The sequence below is a fragment of the Nonomuraea sp. KM88 genome, from assembly GCF_052245635.1.
Lineage (GTDB): Bacteria > Actinomycetota > Actinomycetes > Streptosporangiales > Streptosporangiaceae > Nonomuraea.
This window is the reverse complement of sequence record NZ_JBQQCC010000002.1, coordinates 84150-102064: the sequence shown is the minus strand read 5'-3', so window position 1 is coordinate 102064 and position 17915 is coordinate 84150. Positions and strand designations below refer to the sequence as shown.

The 17915-nt window shown below is 71.2% G+C and carries 18 protein-coding genes and 1 pseudogene; 9 read left to right on the top strand and 10 right to left on the bottom strand.

What is annotated here, in order from left to right:
* Positions 1–26: 26 nt before the first annotated feature.
* Entirely contained in the window at positions 27–1973 is a 1947-nt protein-coding gene (ftsH, locus tag ACTWPV_RS06240; protein WP_443150976.1) for an ATP-dependent zinc metalloprotease FtsH, read from the bottom strand.
* A gap of 38 nt (positions 1974–2011) precedes the next feature.
* Positions 2012–2773, bottom strand: coding sequence for a hypothetical protein (locus ACTWPV_RS06235; protein ID WP_443150975.1), 762 nt, complete (start codon positions 2771–2773; stop codon positions 2012–2014).
* 170 nt (positions 2774–2943) lie between these two features.
* Between ACTWPV_RS06235 and ACTWPV_RS06230 the strand changes: the two genes are divergently transcribed.
* Positions 2944–3906 carry a DUF3616 domain-containing protein gene (locus ACTWPV_RS06230; RefSeq protein ID WP_443150974.1) on the top strand — a complete coding sequence of 321 codons (963 nt, stop codon included), beginning with the start codon at positions 2944–2946 and terminating at the stop codon, positions 3904–3906.
* Here ACTWPV_RS06230 and ACTWPV_RS06225 read toward each other — a convergent pair.
* Positions 3896–4555, bottom strand: coding sequence for an aminoacyl-tRNA hydrolase (locus ACTWPV_RS06225; RefSeq protein ID WP_443150973.1), 660 nt, complete (start codon positions 4553–4555; stop codon positions 3896–3898). The two genes, ACTWPV_RS06230 and ACTWPV_RS06225, sit on opposite strands and share 11 nt — an antisense overlap.
* A gap of 13 nt (positions 4556–4568) precedes the next feature.
* Positions 4569–5849 (bottom strand): MFS transporter, encoded by a 1281-nt coding sequence (locus ACTWPV_RS06220; RefSeq protein ID WP_443150972.1) that lies wholly within the window; start codon positions 5847–5849, stop codon positions 4569–4571.
* Positions 5850–5920: 71 nt separating this feature from the next.
* On the opposite strand from ACTWPV_RS06220, the gene ACTWPV_RS06215 reads away from it, so the two are divergent.
* Positions 5921–6883: a GlxA family transcriptional regulator gene (locus ACTWPV_RS06215; RefSeq protein ID WP_443150971.1), complete on the top strand. Its 963-nt coding sequence runs from the start codon at positions 5921–5923 to the stop codon at positions 6881–6883.
* A gap of 86 nt (positions 6884–6969) precedes the next feature.
* Complete coding sequence (locus ACTWPV_RS06210; RefSeq protein ID WP_443150970.1) at positions 6970–7791, top strand: SAM-dependent methyltransferase; 822 nt, start codon at positions 6970–6972, stop codon at positions 7789–7791.
* A 10-nt stretch (positions 7792–7801) separates the two neighbouring features.
* On the opposite strand, the gene ACTWPV_RS06205 is transcribed toward ACTWPV_RS06210, so the two are convergent.
* Positions 7802–8269, bottom strand: coding sequence for a hypothetical protein (locus tag ACTWPV_RS06205; protein ID WP_443150969.1), 468 nt, complete (start codon positions 8267–8269; stop codon positions 7802–7804).
* 38 nt (positions 8270–8307) lie between these two features.
* Between ACTWPV_RS06205 and ACTWPV_RS06200 the strand changes: the two genes are divergently transcribed.
* Positions 8308–8922: a TetR/AcrR family transcriptional regulator gene (locus tag ACTWPV_RS06200; protein ID WP_443150968.1), complete on the top strand. Its 615-nt coding sequence runs from the start codon at positions 8308–8310 to the stop codon at positions 8920–8922.
* Here the strand turns inward: ACTWPV_RS06200 and ACTWPV_RS06195 are convergent.
* The 3 genes from ACTWPV_RS06195 to ACTWPV_RS06185 form a co-directional block, all read right to left on the bottom strand.
* On the bottom strand, positions 8881–10374 hold the full coding sequence (locus ACTWPV_RS06195) for an FAD-dependent monooxygenase (protein WP_443150967.1): 1494 nt from the start codon (positions 10372–10374) through the stop codon (positions 8881–8883). The genes ACTWPV_RS06200 and ACTWPV_RS06195 overlap by 42 nt on opposite strands.
* 12 nt (positions 10375–10386) lie before the next feature.
* Positions 10387–10998 carry an acyl-CoA-like ligand-binding transcription factor gene (locus ACTWPV_RS06190; protein WP_443150966.1) on the bottom strand — a complete coding sequence of 204 codons (612 nt, stop codon included), beginning with the start codon at positions 10996–10998 and terminating at the stop codon, positions 10387–10389.
* A 71-nt stretch (positions 10999–11069) separates the two neighbouring features.
* Positions 11070–11321 (bottom strand): hypothetical protein, encoded by a 252-nt coding sequence (locus ACTWPV_RS06185; RefSeq protein WP_443150965.1) that lies wholly within the window; start codon positions 11319–11321, stop codon positions 11070–11072.
* Between the two features lie 268 nt (positions 11322–11589).
* On the opposite strand from ACTWPV_RS06185, the gene ACTWPV_RS06180 reads away from it, so the two are divergent.
* The 3 genes and pseudogenes from ACTWPV_RS06180 to ACTWPV_RS06170 all read left to right on the top strand — a co-directional run.
* The gene (locus tag ACTWPV_RS06180) at positions 11590–12759 is read left to right on the top strand and encodes an NAD-dependent epimerase/dehydratase family protein (protein WP_347650310.1); all 1170 of its coding nucleotides are present in this window, start codon (positions 11590–11592) and stop codon (positions 12757–12759) included.
* Complete coding sequence (locus tag ACTWPV_RS06175) at positions 12749–13498, top strand: class I SAM-dependent methyltransferase (RefSeq protein WP_443150964.1); 750 nt, start codon at positions 12749–12751, stop codon at positions 13496–13498. Before ACTWPV_RS06180 ends, ACTWPV_RS06175 begins: the two co-directional genes overlap by 11 nt.
* Positions 13491–13862: pseudogene (locus ACTWPV_RS06170) on the top strand (GtrA family protein); the annotation flags it as partial. The gene ACTWPV_RS06175 and the pseudogene ACTWPV_RS06170, both read left to right, overlap by 8 nt.
* Before the next feature lie 47 nt (positions 13863–13909).
* Here the strand turns inward: ACTWPV_RS06170 and ACTWPV_RS06165 are convergent.
* Positions 13910–14785, bottom strand: a complete 876-nt coding sequence (locus tag ACTWPV_RS06165) for a glycosyltransferase family 2 protein (protein ID WP_443150963.1) — start codon at positions 14783–14785, stop codon at positions 13910–13912.
* A complete protein-coding gene (locus ACTWPV_RS06160) occupies positions 14782–15708 on the bottom strand; it encodes an NAD-dependent epimerase/dehydratase family protein (protein ID WP_443150962.1) in 927 nt (308 codons plus the stop codon). Before ACTWPV_RS06160 ends, ACTWPV_RS06165 begins: the two co-directional genes overlap by 4 nt.
* A gap of 186 nt (positions 15709–15894) precedes the next feature.
* On the opposite strand from ACTWPV_RS06160, the gene ACTWPV_RS06155 reads away from it, so the two are divergent.
* Both ACTWPV_RS06155 and ACTWPV_RS06150 read left to right on the top strand, forming a co-directional pair.
* Positions 15895–17148, top strand: a complete 1254-nt coding sequence (locus ACTWPV_RS06155) for a hypothetical protein (RefSeq protein WP_443150961.1) — start codon at positions 15895–15897, stop codon at positions 17146–17148.
* Between the two features lie 127 nt (positions 17149–17275).
* Positions 17276–17911, top strand: coding sequence for a hypothetical protein (locus ACTWPV_RS06150; RefSeq protein WP_443150960.1), 636 nt, complete (start codon positions 17276–17278; stop codon positions 17909–17911).
* Positions 17912–17915: the final 4 nt, after the last annotated feature.

Sequence of the window (17915 nt, the reverse complement as noted above, 5' to 3'; positions counted from 1 at the left end):
ACAATCGGCGTCAACGTCCGGATTGCCTAATTCTCGGAAAATTCCCTCGGCCGGCTCCCGGCGGTGTCCGCGGACCGGCTCAGCAGGCCCGCGGCGGCGTACGCACCGGCCTCGTCGAGGGTTTCGTGCTCCAGCAGCGCCTCCACGATCGCGTCGAGCTTGTCGCGGTTGTCGCTGAGCACCTGGACCGCGCGCTCGTAGCACTCGTCCACGATGCGCCGCGCCTCCTCGTCGACCATGGCGAGCGTGACAGGCGAGGCCTGGGGCTGCTGGCCGTCGTTGGGCAGGATGGTCAGCGGGCCGATCTTCTCCGACATGCCCCAGCGGCCGACCATGCCGCGGGCGATCATCGTGACCTGCTCGAGGTCGTTCTCGGCGCCGGTGGTGATGACGCCGAACACGACCTGCTCGGCCGCCATGCCGCCGAGCGCGCCGGTGATGCGCCCGCGCAGATATTGCTCGTCGTAGGCGTAGCGGTCGCTGTCCGGGGTGGACAGCGTGACGCCGAGCGCCCGGCCGCGCGGGATGATGGAGATCTTCCTGACCGGGTCGGCGCCCGGCTGGAGCATCCCGAGCAGCGCGTGCCCGGCCTCGTGGAAGGCGGTCCTGGTGCGCTCGTCCTCCGGCATGACGATGCTGCGGGCCGCGCCAAGCTGCAGTTTCTCCAGCGCGTCGGTGAAGTCGGCCGTCGAGACCTTCTCCTTGCCGCGCTTGGCGGCAAGGAGGGCCGCCTCGTTGACGAGGTTGGCCAGGTCGGCGCCGGTCATGCCGGGGGTGGTCTTGGCGAGCTGGTCGAGGCCGACCTCGGGGTCGAGCGGCACGCCCCTCGTGTGCACCGCCAGGATCGCGGTGCGGCCGGCCGCGTCGGGCAGGCCCACCTGCACCGTACGGTCGAAGCGCCCAGGACGCAGCAGCGCCGGGTCGAGGACTTCGGGGCGGTTGGTGGCCCCGATGACGATCACGCCCTCGGCCCCGGAGAAGCCGTCCATCTCGGTGAGGATCTGGTTGAGCGTCTGCTCGCGCTCGTCGTGCCCGCCGACGCCGCCGGCGCCGCCCCTGGCCCTGCCGATGGCGTCGATCTCGTCGATGAACACGATCGACGGCGCCACCTTCCGCGCCTCCTCGAACAGGTCGCGCACGCGCGAGGCGCCCACGCCGACGATCATCTCGATGAACTCGGAGGCGCTGGCCGAGAAGTAGGGCACCTTGGCCTCGCCCGCGACCGCCCTGGCCAGCAGCGTCTTGCCGGTTCCCGGCGGGCCCGCGAGCAGCACGCCTTTGGGCAGCTTCGCGCCCAGCCTGCGGTATTTGTCGGGGTCTTTGAGGTAGTCGACGATCTCGACGAGCTCGTTCTCGACCTCGTCGATGCCGGCGACGTCGTCGAACGTGACGCGCACCTGCCCGGCCTCGACCGGCTTGGCCGCCTTCGACTTGCCGAGCCCGCCCAGGCCGCCGCCGCCCATCATGCTGGCGCCCCGCCGCATGACCCAGATCCACAGGCCCGCCAGCAGCAGCACGGGCAGCAGCGAGAACAGCAGGTTGGAGAAGAACCCGCGCGTGATCGGCTTGGAGGTGATCTCGACCTGCCCGTTGGCCAGCTGCTGGTCGAGCTGGTCGGTGTTGGCGAAGGCCGGGATCTCGGTGGCGAACTTGGTGTAGGACTCGTTGCTCTCGGGGTTCTTCGCCGCCGATCTGAGGTCGCCCTCGACCGAAAGGCCCTCGGCGTAGATGTCCTTGACGTTCTTCGCGTTCACCTGCTTGGTGAACTCGGTGTACGAGATCGTCTCGACCGAGCCGCTGTCGACGAACGACGAGACCACGAAGAAGGCCGCGTACACGATCAGAAGGGTGACGGCGAACCGCCACCAGTTGATCTTGGGTCGCCCTCCGGGTGTGCCGGGCAGGCCTTCCGAGCGCCAGGGCGGCTTGCCCTTGCCCTTGTCGGATGGCTGCGGCGCTCCAGAGCGTTCCACGGCGTCACTCCCCCATATCGCCGCATTCAATGATCTTTCTAGCCTAGGACACGTACCCCTGCGGCCACGCGGCCGACATCGGGCCAGTGCTTGCGCTGCGTGTCAGGCACTGTGACGAACGCCAGGCCGGGCTTGCTCATTCCCCCGTCCATGACGACGACGGCCGCCCGGGAGGAGTGTTTTCCGTACTTCACCCGATAAATCAGCATCCATCCGCGCTTGACCGGTTGCGCGGCCAGCCAGGTGATCCGGGAGCCCTTGGGGTGGTGGTTGAGCGTCCAGCGGGCGGCCAGCAGCGCCGTGTCGCGCCGCGACTTCTGCTCCATGATCGGGAGCGGGCAGGTCACGAGGACCCCGCGCAGGCTCGTGCCGCGCTGCCTGGGCAGCACCTGCTTGGTGGTGTACGGCGCCGGATTGTGCGCCTTCCACGGCCGGCCCAGCCTCGGCACGGCCAGCCCGGTGCGCCGGTCCTTGAGGACCCGCCTGGCGGGCGGGCGCACCTTGACCCTCCTGACCTTGGAGGTCAGCTTGGGGACGCGCGGGTCGGCGTACAGCGCCTCCATGGCCGTGTAGCCGGGCGCGAGCGAGGCGCCGGGAGTGGGTGACGCCTTCGCCGCCTCGACGGGCTCGCCGGCCGCGCGGGAAGGTGCGGGGCCGGACGAGGACGGTGCGGCCGGCGGCGCGGTTACCGGCCCCGCCGCGACCTCGTCCGGCCCTGACGGGAGCACCACCACGACCAGCGCCACGGCGACGGCCACGACGGCGGCGGCCACGGCGAGCCCCCGGTACACCACCCGCATGCGGAGATCACCGATGCGGGAGCGTTTGGGCGGAGAAGCAGGGACCCAAGGTCTGGAAGCGGTTCTCACGCGGGAACCCTTGATCTCATCTTCCCCATCGAGCACGAGCGGAGCGTACGACATATCCCGCCATGGCGTCCTCGAAGCGACCGAAGTGCAATCATGGCGTCGTGGAACAGGTGGAGCTGCGCTTCGATCAAGCCTCCAGAGCAGCCCAAACCCATACAAACCTCTCAGCGATCAGGCCGAGCGCGACCGGCCTCTGGATCGCCGGCGACGAGACCGCGACGTTCGAGCACCTGGCGTGGACGGGCGACCACTTCGGCGCCCAGCGCACGTTCGAGCTGGCGGACCACGTCGACCTCCCGGCCGGCCCCGTCGACGAAGCCGACATCGAGGGCCTCGCCCGCGCCGACGGCCACCTCTGGCTGGCCGGCTCGCACAGCCTCAAGCGCAAGAAGGTCAAGTCGAAGGACCCCGCCAAGGCCGCCGACCGGCTGGCCACGGTGGTCAGGGAGGAGAACCGCTTCATCCTCGTACGCCTACCGCTCCTCGACGAGCGGACCCCTGGTCAGGGGGCGATCCTGTCCGGCGGGCAGGGCCTCACCACGCACCTGCGTGACGACCGGCACCTCGGGGCGTTCCTCGATCTGCCCGGCAAGGACAACGGGTTCGACGTCGAAGGCATCGCCGTCGTGTCCGAGCAGGTCTACCTGGGGCTGCGCGGCCCCGTGCTGCGCGGCTGGGCGGTCGTGCTGGAGCTGCGGCTGGACGACGCGGGCGGCGGGCGGCTGCGGTTGCGCGAGCCGTACCGCAAGCACTTCCTGGACTTGGACGGGCTGGGCGTGCGGGACCTGTGCCCCGACGGCGACTCGCTGCTGGTGCTCGCCGGGCCCACCATGAGCCTCGACGGGCCCGTACGGGTGGTCCGCTGGCGGCCGGGCCGGCGCAGGGACGTCGTTCCGGCCGGCGAGCTGGAGACGGTGCTGGAGTTGAAGTACGGCGCCGGCTGCGACCACCCAGAAGGGCTGGCGCTGCTGGCCGGTGGCCGGCTCATGGTCGTCTACGACAGCCCGTCGCCCGCGCGCGTCACCCCGGCCGGCGGCGTGCTGGCCGACGTGTTCACCCTCTGAAGACGCGCCCGGCGAGCCAGGGCGCGTCCGCGACGAACGTGCACGAACCCGGCTCGATCTCGGTGAACCCGGCGTCGCGCACGACGGGCAGCCCGGCGGCCGCCCTGGCGTCGAAGTCGTCCTGCGCGCGGGCCCGGCGCACCGACACCGCCATCCCGCGCTCCCGCCAGGCGGCACGCTCGCCGGCGTCGCTGGCCCACCACGCGAGCTGGGCGGCGTGCCCGGCCTGCGCCATGGCCTTGCCCGCGGACATCTCCAGCCTGGGGTTCTCCCACAGGATCGGGGGCTCGGCGGGAGGCGGCTCGGCCGTGTCGGCCAGTTCGGTGCCCGACACCTGCAGCCGCGCGAGGTCTCGCGGCCAGTCGTCGAGCGGCACCGGCGGATGCACGCGCACCTCTGCCGTGCGGTGCCCGATCGTGCGCCCCGGCAGCGCGAGTGCCCGCCGCCACTCGGCGCCCCGCGCCCGGCGCACGACCTTGCGGATCTTGCCGGTGGACTGCCAGGCGTGCAGTTCGGCGGCCCACTCGCCCGGATCGGCCAGCAGGCTCAGCACGGCCATGGCGGCGGCTTCCAGGGCGTCGGTGCGCTCGGGGGGCGCCGCCCGCTCGATCCTGACGACCAGCGGCAGGACGTACAGCTCGGTGTTCATCGCTCTCCGAGGTTCATCGCTCGCTCGGGTTCGTCGCCTCCCTAGCATGCCCGATCGCCAGGGACATGCCGGCGGCCACCAGGCAGAGGGCGCCGGCGGCGTACCAGGCGAGGTCGTAGGCGCCCAGGTGGTCGCGGGTGAGGCCGGCTCCGAACGCGGCGATCGCGGCCCCGACCTGGTGCGCGCCGAACACCCAGCCGAACACGACGGCTCCGTCGGCTCCGTAGACGCGCCGGCACAGGGCGACCGTGGGCGGCACGGTCGCCACCCAGTCCAGGCCGTAGAAGACGATGAAGATCAGCATGCTCGGCTCGGTCGTGGCCGCGAACAGGCCGGGCAGCACCATCAGGGAGAGCCCGCGCAGCCCGTAGTAGACGCCGAGCAGCATCTTCGGGTCGATCTTGTCGCTCAGCCAGCCGGACGCGACCGTGCCCACGACGTCGAAGATCCCGATGACCGCCAGGAGGCCCGCGGCGACGGGCTCGGCCATGCCGTGGTCGTGCGCGGCGGGGATGAAGTGGGTGCTGACCAGGCCGTTCGTGCTGGCTCCGCAGATCGCGAAACCGCCCGCCAGCATCCAGAACGGCCGGGTCCGCGCCGCCGCGGCGAGCACGGTGACGGCCCTGAGGGTGGCGTTGGCCGTGCTGGGCGCCGTACGCACCGCACCGGGCCGCGCGCCCAGCGCCGTGGTGCCCACGTCCTCGGGCCGGTCGCGCAGCAGCCACCACACGAACGGCACCACGGCCAGCGCCGCCACGGCCACGGTCAGCGAGGCGAAGCGCCATCCCGAGCCCTGCGCGAGATGCGCGAGCACGGGCAGGAAGACGAGTTGCCCGGTGGCGCCGCTCGCCGTCAGCACGCCGGTGACCAGTCCGCGGTGGCGGACGAACCAGCGGTCCACCACCGTCGCGGCGAACACGAGCGCCATCGACCCCGTGCCGAGCCCGACCAGTACGCCCCAGAGCAGCAGGAGGTGCCAGCTCGCCGTCATCAGCACGGTGAGCCCGCTGCCGCAGGCGATCAGCAGCAGCGCCACGGCGACCACGCGGCGCATGCCGAAGCGGTCCATCAGGGCGGCGGCGAAGGGCGCGGTCAGGCCGTAGAGCACCAGGTTGATCGAGACGGCCAGCGAGATCGTGCCGGCCGACCAGCCGAACTCCTCCCGCAACGGGGTGATCAGCACACCGGGGGTGGCGCGGAACCCGGCCGCGCCCAGGATCGTCACGAAGGCCACGGCCGCGACGTACCAGGCCCGGTGCAGCCCGCGACGGGTGGGGGTGGTGCTCAAGGTCATGCGCCCATCCTGGTCGAACTCCCCAGGTGGTCACGAGTGGCCCAAAAGCCAATATCTGCAAGAATCCGGCCATGACCCATAGGATCGCGGTCGTGGTGCTGGACCGATTCGCCCCGCTCGACCTCGGCGTGCCCGGCCAGGTGTTCGGGAGCGCCCGCGACGCGCACGGCGAACGGCTCTACGAGGTGGTGACCTGCTCCGAGGGCCGCATGCCGGTGCGCTGCTCGGCCGGCTACACCGTGCAGCCCGACCACGACCTCGACGTGCTCGGCACGGCCGGCACGGTTCTGGTGCCGGGCATCCACGGAGGCCGGGCACTGGTGGAGGGCACGATCTCGGAGGGGTTGTCGGCGGCCCTGCGCGCCGCCCGGCAGGGGCCGACCCGCACGATGTCGATCTGCACGGGCGCGTTCGTGCTGGCGGCCGCGGGGCTGCTCGACGGGCGGCGGGCCACCACGCACTGGCTGGAGGCGGCGCGCTTCGGCGCGCTGTTCCCGCAGGTGAAGCTCGATCCCGACGTGCTCTACGTGGACGACGGCGACCTGCTGACCTCGGCCGGGGTGGCGGCGGGGATGGACCTGTGCCTGCACGTGATCAGGCGCGACCACGGCAGCGAGGTGGCCAACCGCGCCGCCCGCCGCTGCGTCATGCCGCCCTGGCGGGAGGGGGGCCAGGCTCAGTACATCGACCGGCCGCTTCCGGACGGCGACGGCGACGGCACGGCGGCCACCCGCGCCTGGATGCTGGCTCACCTCGACGCCCCGCTCGATCTCAACGTGCTGGCCGCGCACGCGAGTATGAGCGTGCGCACGTTCACCCGGCGCTTCCGCGAGGAGAGCGGCATGAGCCCGGCCAAGTGGCTCAACCGGCAGCGCATGCAGCACGCCAGGCATCTGCTGGAGACGACGGAGCTGGGGGTGGAGGAGGTGGCCAGGCGGGCCGGCTTCGGCACGGCGGTGTCGCTGCGCCAGCACCTGCGCGCGGCCGTGGGTGTGGCTCCGCTGGCCTACCGGCGTACCTTCCGGCGCATCTGATCGGCCGCTCGCCGCAGGGCTCCGGGATCCCGGCCTTTCCCCGCCTAGAATCGGCTCAAAAGATCTACGTCCCGAAGGGTCGTGACATGGCCGAGGTTGACCGCTTATCTTCAGAGATCAACCCTCACGTCCCCAGCGTCGCCCGCATGTACGACTACTATCTCGGCGGCCGCGACAACTTCCCCGCCGATCGCGAGGCGGCCGAGAAGATGATCGAGATCGGCCGCCGGATGGGCAACGACACCCGGCAGATCGCGCTGGCCAACCGCGCCTTCCTGCGCCAGGCCGTGCGCGTGGCCGCCGAGGCCGGCGTGCGCCAGTTCGTCGACATCGGCGCCGGGCTGCCCACCCAGGACAACGTGCACCAGGTGGCCCACCGGCACGCCCCCGGCTCCCGCGTCGTCTACGTCGACAACGACCCGATCGTGTTGTCCCACGCCCGCGCGCTGCTGGCCAGGGACCCCGACGTCGTCGCGGTGGAGGGCGATCTCAGGGACCCCGACGCCATCCTGGACGACCCGCGCGTCACCGGGCGCATCGACATGTCGGAGCCGTACGCGGTCCTGCTCGTCGCGGTGCTGCACTTCGTGCCCGACGACGACGAGGCCGCCGGGATCGTGGCCCGCGTCAGGGAGCGGCTGCGGCCCGGCGGCCATCTGGTGCTCTCGCACCTGTACGCGGGCAACGCCGCGGCCGACGTGACCGACGCCGGCCGGTCGGTCTACCGAGGCACCACCTCCGGCGGCCTGGCCGGCCGCGACCGCGGCCAGATCGCCGCCTATTTCGACGGTCTCGATCTGATCGGCCCCGGTGTCGTCCCGGTCGCCGACTGGACGCCCGACGCCTCCCCCGACGGCACGTACGACTACGTCAGGCCGGGCATCCTCGCCGGCGTCGGCCGCGCCTGAGCCGGGCCGCTCAGCGCTGCTCCTGCGCGTACGGCACGCCCGCGCTCCGCGACCTGAGCAGGATCACCAGCGCCTCGCCGAGCAGGCCGACGCCGATCGACATCGGCATGGACCTGGCCTCGGCGTTCATCCCGGACGCCACCGCCAGCGCGCCCACGCCGAAGCCGGCCACCAGCGTCAGCGCCCACACCACCAGGGTCTTGCCCGTGTAGCGCTGCCACAGGACGCCGCCCTTGGGGAACACCTCGGTGGTGGCGGCGCGCATGGCCCCGAAGGCGACGCCGAGCAGGGTCGTGACGGCGAGCCACAGGAGGTCCGTCGCCGACAGGTCGATCGCGCGCAGCCCGTGGATCCCGATCCCCACCATGATGACCGGCGGCACGTAGACGTCCTTGGCGACGAGCGGATGGCCGGCCATCCGCCTGGCCACGACATAGACGACAAGACCGATGAGCAGGCCGATTCTTAGCACATCCATGCCAAATAAATTAGCAGGGCCGTGCTATAAAGGGGAACATGCCGAAAGTCGTGGATCCGTCCGCCCGCCGGGACGAAGTGGTGGAGGCGGTGTTCCGCGTCGTGCGGCGCGCGGGCTTCGAGCAGGCCTCGCTGCGCAACGTGGCAGAGGAGGCAGGGCTGGCCATCGGCTCGGTCCGGCACTATTTCGACGGCCACACCGACCTGATGACGTTCGCGATGCGCGCCTCGATCGACCGGGTGAGCAAGCGGCTCATGGAGCGCCTCGGCCCGCTGCTGGCCGCGACCGGCCGCGACGAGCGGGCGGCCAACGTGGAGCTGATGTTGTCGGAGCTGCTGCCGCTGGACGAGGCCCGGCGCGACGAGGCGGCCGTCTGGCTGGCGTTCACGACGGCGGCCCGCACCCGGCCCGAGCTCCAGCCGCTGGCGCTGGAGGCGTACGACGGCACGCGCAGGCTCGTCAGGCGGATCGTCGACGGCGTCGCCCGGCACCGGCCGCCGGGCATGGACGCCGCGGTGGAGACCGAGCGGCTGGCCGGGCTGATCGACGGGCTCACCCTGGCGGGCGTGCTCCACCCCGAGCGGATGACGCCCGAGCTGATGCGCGACGCGCTACGCCGCCACCTCCAGGCTCTCGCCGAACCACGTCCTTAGCGCCTCGTCCAGCGACTCGCCGGGCGTGCCGGCCCAGGCCACGTAGCCGTCGGGACGTACGAGCACGGCGTCGGGGCCCTCGCCGGCCACCACGTCGACCCGCCCGTGACGCACCCGCAGCCGCCCTTCCGGGTCGAGCAGGACCGGTCTGGCACGGGCGGCGGGCCCGGCGGGCAGGTCGGGCAGGAAGCGTCCGAGCAGCGGATGCGGCGGCGCGGGCATCGGATAGACCACGTCGGAGCCGGCCAGCAGGGAGGCGATGCGGCGCCGGGCCGCCTCGTCGTCCAGCAACTCGCCGAACACCGCGCGCAGCGCCGTGACCTCGGCGCCGGGAGCGGCCAGCGCGAGCTGCGCCCGCGTGTGCAGGGCGACCCGCTCGGCGGCCGGGCGGCGCTCGGCCTCGTAGCTGTCGAGCAGCCGCGGCGGCGCCCATCCGCGCACCTCGGCCGCGAGCTTCCAGGCGAGGTTCACGCAATCCTGCAGGCCCAGGTTGAGCCCGGGCGCGCCCATGGCCGAGTGGACGTGCGCGGCGTCGCCCGCCACGAACACCCTGCCCGCGCGGTAACGCTCGGCCACCCGCGTGTGGCGCCCGTTCAGCCGCCTGAGCAGGTGAGGGCCCGCGCCACCGGGGCCGGCCAGCGGCACGTCGGCCCCCGTCACGCGGGCGAGGCTCGCCCGCAGCTCCTCGACGGTCATGGGCACGTCGTCGCCGGGCGCGCCGGACTCCCACTCCATGGCGCTGATCAGCAGCGTCCCCGGACCCACCGGCATGATCGCGTACGCGCCGCGCTCGGTGCGGTGCCAGGCGTAGAGCCCGAAGGTGCCCGCGCCCGGCACGTTCAGCTCGGCCCGCTCCATCCGCAACACCGCCCCAGGAACGCTGACATGGGCGGCGCGGCTCACGACGTCGGCCGTGACCATCCCGGGGAAGCCGATGCCGGCGAGCTTGCGCACCGTGCTGTGCGCGCCGTCGCAGCCGACCAGATGGCGGGTGCGCACGACGTAGGGGCCCGCGGGCCCTTCGAGGCGCACCGTGACGCCCGCGGCATCCTGGTCGAAGCCGGTCAGCTCGTGCCCGCGCCGGATCTCCGCGCCCAGCTCGAGCGCCCGCTTCTCGAACAGCTCCTCAAGTTCGGGTTGCTTGATCCCCATCCCGTGGAGCGGGTTGTCGTCGAGCCCTGACAGGTCCAGCGGCAGCGCGCCGAACACGAACGTGCTTACCGGCGCCTCCTCGGCGGCGAGGCCACGCCGGCGCAGCAACCGCACGACCTGACCGACGATGCCGTTGGCCTTGGGCTGGTCGCTGCGGTGCGGCAGGCGTTCGACGACGAGCGGCCGGACCCCGGCCAGGCTCAGCTCGCAGGCCAGCATCAGCCCGTTGGGGCCGCCGCCGACGATGACGATGTCGCTGTCGCTGTCGGTGTCGGTGGGGGACTCGATGTCACTGTCCATGTCACGGGCTCCTCAGGTGGACGGGTCGGGAAGCCCGGCCGCCAGCGCGCGGAGGGCGTCGCGCAGCAGGGGTGCGAGCGGGATCGGCGGGTCGGCGCGCAGCCAGTGGCCGACTGCCGCCTGGACGGCCGCGGTCGCGGCGCCGGCGACGAGGTGGGGGTAGAGGTCACGGGAGCCGTCGGTGCCGGCGCGCTCGGCGATGGCCGCGGCCAGGGCGCCGTCGGCGGCGAAGGCCACCCGCAGCGACTCGGCCCGCAGCGCGGGCTCCCTGGACAACATCCGGATGCTCGCCAGCAGCTCCGGAGGCGGCGGCGAGTGCGCGTCGCCCGCGTGCTGCTCCCACGGCTCCACCATGGCCTCCGTCAGCGCCTCCCACAGGGGCTCTCCGGGCGGCCGCGCGCGCAGCACCGCCACCGACCGCTCGATCCGGTCGGTGTGGCGGGCGGCGATCGCTTCGTGCTTGCCTGCGAAGTAGTTGTTGAACGTCCGGGGCGAGACGCCGGCCTCGGCGGCGATGTCGTCGACGCGAACGCCCTCCAGCCCGCGCTCCAGCGCGAGCCGGAGCGCGGCCGCCATCAGCGCCTCACGTGTGGCACGCTTTTTCCGCTCCCTCAACCCGCCCATGAGAGCAGCTTAGACAAATGTGCGGAATGCGCAATTTTTCGGTTCACGCAAAATTCAAGGAGAGACGAGTCTCACAACAGCGGATCCGTGACGGGGACCGCGCTGTAGTCCTCTCCCGCGACCGGGCGGATCTCGCCCCAGTGCACCCATCGGGCCCTGCGCCCGCGCGACTGCGGGGGCTCCAGCAGGAACCCCCAGCGCGCACCCCTGGCGTCGTCACCCCAGGCCAGCAGATAGCGCCTCTCACCAGCACGGATCGTCGCGGCGTGCTCCACGATGGGCGGCCTCCAGAGCTCGGGCAGTTCTTCTGGGGTGAGATCCATGGAGGCCATTATACGAACTCGTGTTCTATAAGCCTAGGAGCCGGCTCCCCGCCTTCAGCACAACGTCCCTCCAGAACCCGGTACGGTGCGCAGAACACGTAACATCGTCGGACCATCAAAGTCAGCCTGAGAAGTCATGCTCAATTAATGAGAACCCGTTTAGCGTGTGGTAAGGCTGGTTAGCTGCAAGCTGCGGACACCCCGTAGGCGACACACCGACGCAGGGCCGCGGGATGCGGATGCGTCTACAACAAGTCAGGATGGATTTATGCGGATCTTGGTCCTCGGCGGCGACGGATACCTCGGATGGCCGACGGCTCTCCACCTGTCGCAATGCGGTCACGAGGTGGCGGTCGCCGACAACTTCGTACGTCGTCAGTACGACCTGGAGCTCGGCGTGGACAGCCTCGTTCCGATCGAGTCGCTGCACACCCGCGTCACGGCGTGGCAGGAGCGGACCGGCAAGACCATCGACATGTTCATCGGCGACCTCACCGACGCCGACTTCACGTACGCCATGATCCGCGACTTCCGCCCCGACGCCGTGGTCCACTTCGCCGAGCAGCGGGCCGCCCCCTACTCGATGATCGACCGCAAGCACGCGGTCTACACGCAGACCAACAACGTCGTCGGCACGCTCAACCTGCTCTACGCGATCGCCGAGATCGACCCGGAGATCCACCTGGTCAAGCTCGGCACGATGGGCGAATACGGCACGCCCAACATCGACATCGAGGAGGGCTGGCTGGACCTGGAGCACAAGGGCCGCAAGGACCGTGTGCTCTACCCCAAGCGGCCCGGCTCGTTCTACCACCTGTCCAAGGTGCACGACAGCCACAACATGGAGTTCGCCTGCCGCATCTGGGGCCTGCGCGCCACCGACCTCAACCAGGGCGTGGTCTACGGCCAGGAGACGCCCGAGACCACGCTCGACGACCGGCTGGCCACCCGGTTCGACTACGACGCCGTCTTCGGCACCGTGCTCAACCGGTTCGTCATCCAGGCGGTGCTCGGCCACCCCCTGACGGTCTACGGCTCCGGCACCCAGACCCGCGGCATCATCGACATCCGCGACACGGTCCGCTGCATCCAGCTCGCCTGCGAGAACCCCGCCGATCGCGGCGAGTTCCGGGTGTTCAACCAGATGACCGAGTCCATGTCGGTCAGAGACATCGCCGCCACGATCTCCGAGTCCTTCCCCGGCGAGGTGACCATCGACAACCTCGACAACCCCCGCGTCGAGAAGGAGGAGCACTACTACAAGGTGACCCACACGGGCCTGGTGGAGCTCGGCCTGGTTCCGCACCTGCTGTCCGACACGCTCATCACGTCGCTGTTCGACGTGGCCAAGCGCCATGTCGACCGGGTCCGCGAGGAAGCGCTCATGCCGGTCGTCAACTGGCGCAGCCCGGGGGCGGAGCGGACCAGTGAGCGCTGACGAGGGAGCCTTCGCCCGCGCCACCGGCCGTACGGCGGAGCGCGAGGACGGCGGCCCCGACAAGCCCCGTTACCGCCGCTACCAGTACGACCTGATCGCCCCCCATTGCGGGCGCAGCGTGCTGGAGGTCGGCGCCGGGCTGGGCGAGTTCGCCGCGCAGTTCACGGGCCTCGACCGGCTGGTCGTCACCGACGTCGACCCCGACGCGGTGGCGCTGCTGAAAGAGCGTTTCGCCCGCTCCGCCGAGGTCGAGGCCATGCAGTTCGACCTCTCCTCCGGCGCGCAGCTGGAACGGCCGGTCGAGACGGTGATCGCCATCAACGTGCTCGAGCACTTCGAGGACGACGCCGCGATCCTCACCCGGCTGGCCGGGTCGGTCGCGCCCGGCGGCACGATCGTGCTCTGGGTGCCCGCCTACATGAGCCTGTACGGCGAGTTCGACCGCAAGGTCGGCCACTTCCGCCGCTACACGCCCGCCACCCTGCGCGACGCGGCCCGCCGCGCCGGGCTGGGCGTGACGCTGGCCAGGCCGGTCAACCTGCTGGGCGGGCTCGCCTGGTGGGCCGCGGTGCGCATGGGCAAGGCGGGCTCGCCCAAGGCGGGCGCCGTCGGCCTCTACGACAAGGTCATCGTGCCGGTCACCCGGGTGCTCGACCGGGTGCTGCCGATCCCCTTCGGCCAGTCGGTGCTCGGCGTGCTCCGCGTGCCGCACGACGGGGAGCGCACCGGCCGTGATTGACCTCCGCCGCTTCCTCCGTGGCGCGCTGCCACGCATCTTCACGCGCTACACGCTCGGCTCCGTCGTCGCGGCCGTGGTGAGCGAGGTGACGCTGCTGGTGGCCTACGGTCAGGAGCTGCTGGGAGCCCAGGCGGCCGCGGTGGCCGCCTGGGCCCTGGGCGCGGTGACCAACTACGTGCTCGCCCGCCGGTGGGCGTGGCGGCGCAGGGGGCGCCCCAGGGTGCTGCGCGAGTTGCTGCCGTTCTGGCTGACGTCGGTGACGGGGCTGCTGCTCACCACCTGGGCGACCGGGGTCGCCCACGATGTGGGGCCCCGGCTGTTCGCCACCGACGGAGCACGCGTGCTGTTCGTGGGCGCGGTCTTCCTCGGGGTCTACGGCGTCCTGTTCCTGGCGAAGTTCTGCTTCTTCCACTACTTCGTCTTCGCCGACCCCCGAGCGGGCTCCGCAGGCGAGGCGGACGAAGAAGGCGAGGCGGACGCGGACGGCGCTGAGGCCCCTGACGGCGCGGTGCCGCGGCGCTCCCGGAGCCAGGTGCCCAGCACCACGCGCAAATAGCGGTAGCCGTAGACCAGGTTGCCGCCCTTCTTGGTCGTGCCGGCGACCCGCAACCGCATCGTCGCCGGCACCTCCAGCACCTTGTAACCCCGCGAGATGACGCCGATGAGCAGCTCGGACGACTGGTACTGAGGCTGCTTCAGCGTGACGGCCCCGGTGACCTCGGCGCGCATCGCGCGCATGCCGAAGGAGGTGTCGGTGATGCGCTGCCCGGTCAGCAGGCTGATCATCCTTGCGAAGACGTGCACGCCCAGGCGGCGCACGCGGTCGTAGGTCTCCTGGCGCCCCAGCACCCGCGAGCCGGTGACGAAGTCGGCCTCCCCCCTCAGCACGGGAGACAGGATGCGCTCGATGTCGGCCGGGTCGTACTGCCCGTCGGCGTCGGTGGTCACGATGTAACGGGCGCCGCCCGCCCTGGCGATGCGGTAGCCGAGCCGCAGGGCCGCACCCTGCCCGCGGTTGACGGGGACGTCACAGACCAGCGCGCCGGCCTTGCGGGCCACGGCCGCCGTGTCGTCGGATGCGCCGTCGACGACCACGACGGTCGCCGTCTCGTGCCCGGCGATGACGGCCGGGATCGCGCTGACCACGTCGCCGATGCCGCGTTCTTCGTTGTAGGCGGCGACGACGATCGCGATGGGAGGAAGGTCGCCGCCGTGCTCGGCGGTGAACTCCGCCATCGCGGCGGCGTCGATCCGCGCGTCGGTCTTCGCCATGTGATCGGCGGTCATGCCAGGCCCTCCACACCACCCGGCACGAAGTCCGGCCACACGGTCGGCAGGCCGGTGGTCAGATCGTGCCGCGGTTCGTACCCGAGTGTCTTGGCCAGCGACGTGTCGAGCACGACCGCCGGCATCTCTCCTTGCTTGGCGGCGACGTGCTCGACCGGGATCGGCGCCCCGGTGACCGCGCGGGCCGCCTCGATCAGCTCGTTCACGCTCACCGAGCGCCCCGAGCCGACCACCAGAGGGCCGTTGTGGCCCGTGTGCCAGGCCACCTGGACGGCCTGGACGATGTCGTCCACGTGGACGTAGTCGCGCAGCTGGGTGCCGTCGCCATAGACCTGGACGCCGGTGTTGTCGGCGGCGGCGCGCATCAGCCGGGGCACGAAGCTGTCCTTGTGCCGCATCCCCTGGCCGTAGACGTTGGCGAAACGCAGCGCGCAGGTCTGCATGCCGTAAACGCCGGAGTAGGCGCTCAGCAACATCTCGGCCGCGGCCTTGGTCGCGCCGTAGGGGGTGAGGGGGCGCAGCGCCAGCCATTCGGTGATGGGCGCGCTGCCCACGTCGCCCGTCACGGCGTTGGTGGACGCGAAGGTGAATCTGGGCACCTCGCGCTCGCGGGCGAGTTCGAGCAGCCCCGCGGTCGCCGCGACATTCACCTCATAGGTTCCGGCGGGGTCCTCGACCGAGCGCAACACCGACGTGACCGCCGCGAGGTGCACGACGCCGTCGAGCCCCGCGGACACGGCCTCACCGCAGACCGCAGGGTCGCGCAGATCTCCCACCACAGATCGCACCGCGGGGTCGGGATGGGCGTTCAGATCGGCCACCACGACCTCGGCACCTTCTGCGAGCAGAGCCGCGACCAGGCGCCTGCCGATGAAGCCTGACCCTCCCGTGACCAGCACACGAGCTCCGGCGAACTCCGACATTCGCCGCTCCTTTCGCTTGACGTTCTGGAGACCCTACCGGCGCAAGCTGTAGATTCGCTCAATCCGGCTGCCCACGTTCGGGGTGTTCAGACGCGTCACACGGAGCCGTCGCGCACATAACCTAGGCTACGGTTTTCCTCATCCTGATCGTGACAGCCGAGATCGGAGCAACCCCATGGAGTGCCGGTGACCCCCGAAGTGATGTTGGGGCCGCCGTTGGCCGTCGGTTTCGCTCTGGCGGTGCTCGCCCAGCGCAAGGGCTGGGCGCCGCCGTTGTGGGCGGCGCTCTGCGCCGGAGCGGTGCTGCGCGTGCTCACCATGCTGCTGGCTCCCCACACGGCCGTGCAGCCCTACGACTTCGAGCACGACTTCCGCGACGCCGCCAACGCGGTGCTCGACGGGGTCAACCCGACGATGCACCTGCGTGAGGGGGGCTGGCATTTCCTGCCGCTGCTCGCCTACGTGCTGGCCGGGCAGCAGGAGCTGGGAGAGACGCTGGGCCTGTCGTGGGCCGTCGCCGGCCGGATCGTCCCGGTCGTCGCCGACCTCGCACTCATCCCCCTCATCAGCAGGCTCGCCGCCGAGCGCGGTGCGCTGCGCGGCTTCCAGTACGCGTGCCTGCCCGTCGGCGTCCTGGTGAGCGGGCTGCACGGGCAGTTCCCGCCGATCACGCTGCTGTTCGGCGTGGCCGCGCTCCTGGCCGCCCGCAGGGGCCGCGTCCAGCTCGCGGGGCTGCTCATCGGCCTGTCGGTGTCGTGCACCCACTGGTCGCTGCTGCTGGTGCCGGGCGTGGTGCTGGCGGTGCCCGGGCTGCGCCGGCGGGTCACGGTGCTCGTCTGGACCGCGGTGGCGCCCCTCGCCATGCTGGCCAGCAGCACGGTCTTCCTCGACACCGCGGTCACCGAGCTGCCCGCCCTGGTGCGCGCCATCATGTCGACCCGCCCGGTGGTCGGCGACTGGGGCTGGACGGCCGTGGCGACCGGCGGCGAGCAGATCGTCTCGCCCGCCTTCGGCCGGGTCGGCCTGGTCATCCTGGCCGCCGCGCTCCTGGCCGCGCTCTGGTGGTGGCGGCGGGCCGAGCCTGAGGTGCTGACCCTCGCCCTGCTCCTGGTCTTCCTCATCGTGACCTACCGCCTGGGCGCCCAGTATCTGCTCTGGCCGCTGCCCTATCTCCTCGTGCGGCCGCCGCGCGGAACCTGGGGCGCCATCACGCTCACGAGCCTGTGGGTGACGGTCGGCTACCTGCACCTGCTCTACTTCATGGCGGGGCTGGAGTGGGGGGCGGCCCACCGGCTGTGGGTGCTCTCGTCGCTCGCCGTCATCGCCGCGCTGGTGTACACCCTGCCCTGGCGTGAGCGGGGCTTGCCCGCGACCGGTCCGGCGGCCGGCGTGCAGGGGCTTTCGGACGGTCATGAGCCGGCGGCGAACGGCCGCCGGTGACGCCCGGACCGGTCAGCATTCACACAGTTTGCGCGCACCGGAACCGTGCATAATGCGGCTCCTTTTTGAATCACGAAGTTGCCGGGCGTTCCGCGCGGCGTGACGGATCAGGGTTTAGCATCTCTGCATGGACGCCCACCCACCCGCCGAAGGTGGCGTAAAGCGAAAAGATGCCTTCATCGTCGGAGTGGTTCATCTCCTTGCGATTCTCCTCGGCATAGCGGCAGGCCCAGGCTGGCTGGATCTGGACCTGGCCGCTCTGTTCGTCGGATACGCCGCACTGGCCGCCGCCGTGCTCGTCATTATTCGTAAACCGTTGCTGGATCCGCCTCCCGCGACCCTGGCCATCGTGATCTTCACTGTCGTCACCCCGGCCCTGGCCGGTCTGACAGCCCACGGGATCGTCCAGGCCGTCACCGGCGCGCAGGGCCACGCCGTGGCCGTGAACTGGTCCCCCAACCCCCTTGACGCCGGTCGCACGGCCGAGGCGGAGGTTCGCTTCGAACCTGGATATACGCGGCTGCGTGTTCCCGTGTCGTACACAGACCCCGCGAAGGGGTTGGGGTCCTGCCCGCACAACCGGGTCGATGTCCTGATGGACGGCCGTCAGCCGAACGAGAAGAAGGAGGACTTCGGCAATGGGGATTTCGCCGAGTTCGAGATAGCCGAGAACACGAGCCGGGTCACCGTGTCCATGGAGCTGATCTCCACACAGAACTGCTCGATATCCATCAACACGAAAAACGTCACACTCCATCGGTGAGGTC

Bases quoted from the DNA above. Each gene is read 5' to 3' on its own strand.
- ACTWPV_RS06235 (WP_443150975.1), bottom strand. From the start codon at position 2,773: ATGCGGGTGGTGTACCGGGGGCTCGCCGTGGCCGCCGCCGTCGTGGCC.
- ACTWPV_RS06225 (WP_443150973.1), bottom strand. From the start codon at position 4,555: ATGAACACCGAGCTGTACGTCCTGCCGCTGGTCGTCAGGATCGAGCGG.
- ACTWPV_RS06220 (WP_443150972.1), bottom strand. From the start codon at position 5,849: ATGACCTTGAGCACCACCCCCACCCGTCGCGGGCTGCACCGGGCCTGG.
- ACTWPV_RS06215 (WP_443150971.1), top strand. From the start codon at position 5,921: ATGACCCATAGGATCGCGGTCGTGGTGCTGGACCGATTCGCCCCGCTC.
- ACTWPV_RS06210 (WP_443150970.1), top strand. From the start codon at position 6,970: ATGGCCGAGGTTGACCGCTTATCTTCAGAGATCAACCCTCACGTCCCC.
- ACTWPV_RS06205 (WP_443150969.1), bottom strand. From the start codon at position 8,269: ATGGATGTGCTAAGAATCGGCCTGCTCATCGGTCTTGTCGTCTATGTC.
- ACTWPV_RS06200 (WP_443150968.1), top strand. From the start codon at position 8,308: ATGCCGAAAGTCGTGGATCCGTCCGCCCGCCGGGACGAAGTGGTGGAG.
- ACTWPV_RS06195 (WP_443150967.1), bottom strand. From the start codon at position 10,374: ATGGACAGTGACATCGAGTCCCCCACCGACACCGACAGCGACAGCGAC.
- ACTWPV_RS06190 (WP_443150966.1), bottom strand. From the start codon at position 10,998: ATGGGCGGGTTGAGGGAGCGGAAAAAGCGTGCCACACGTGAGGCGCTG.
- ACTWPV_RS06185 (WP_443150965.1), bottom strand. From the start codon at position 11,321: ATGGATCTCACCCCAGAAGAACTGCCCGAGCTCTGGAGGCCGCCCATC.
- ACTWPV_RS06180 (WP_347650310.1), top strand. From the start codon at position 11,590: ATGCGGATCTTGGTCCTCGGCGGCGACGGATACCTCGGATGGCCGACG.
- ACTWPV_RS06165 (WP_443150963.1), bottom strand. From the start codon at position 14,785: ATGACCGCCGATCACATGGCGAAGACCGACGCGCGGATCGACGCCGCC.
- ACTWPV_RS06160 (WP_443150962.1), bottom strand. From the start codon at position 15,708: ATGTCGGAGTTCGCCGGAGCTCGTGTGCTGGTCACGGGAGGGTCAGGC.
- ACTWPV_RS06150 (WP_443150960.1), top strand. From the start codon at position 17,276: ATGGACGCCCACCCACCCGCCGAAGGTGGCGTAAAGCGAAAAGATGCC.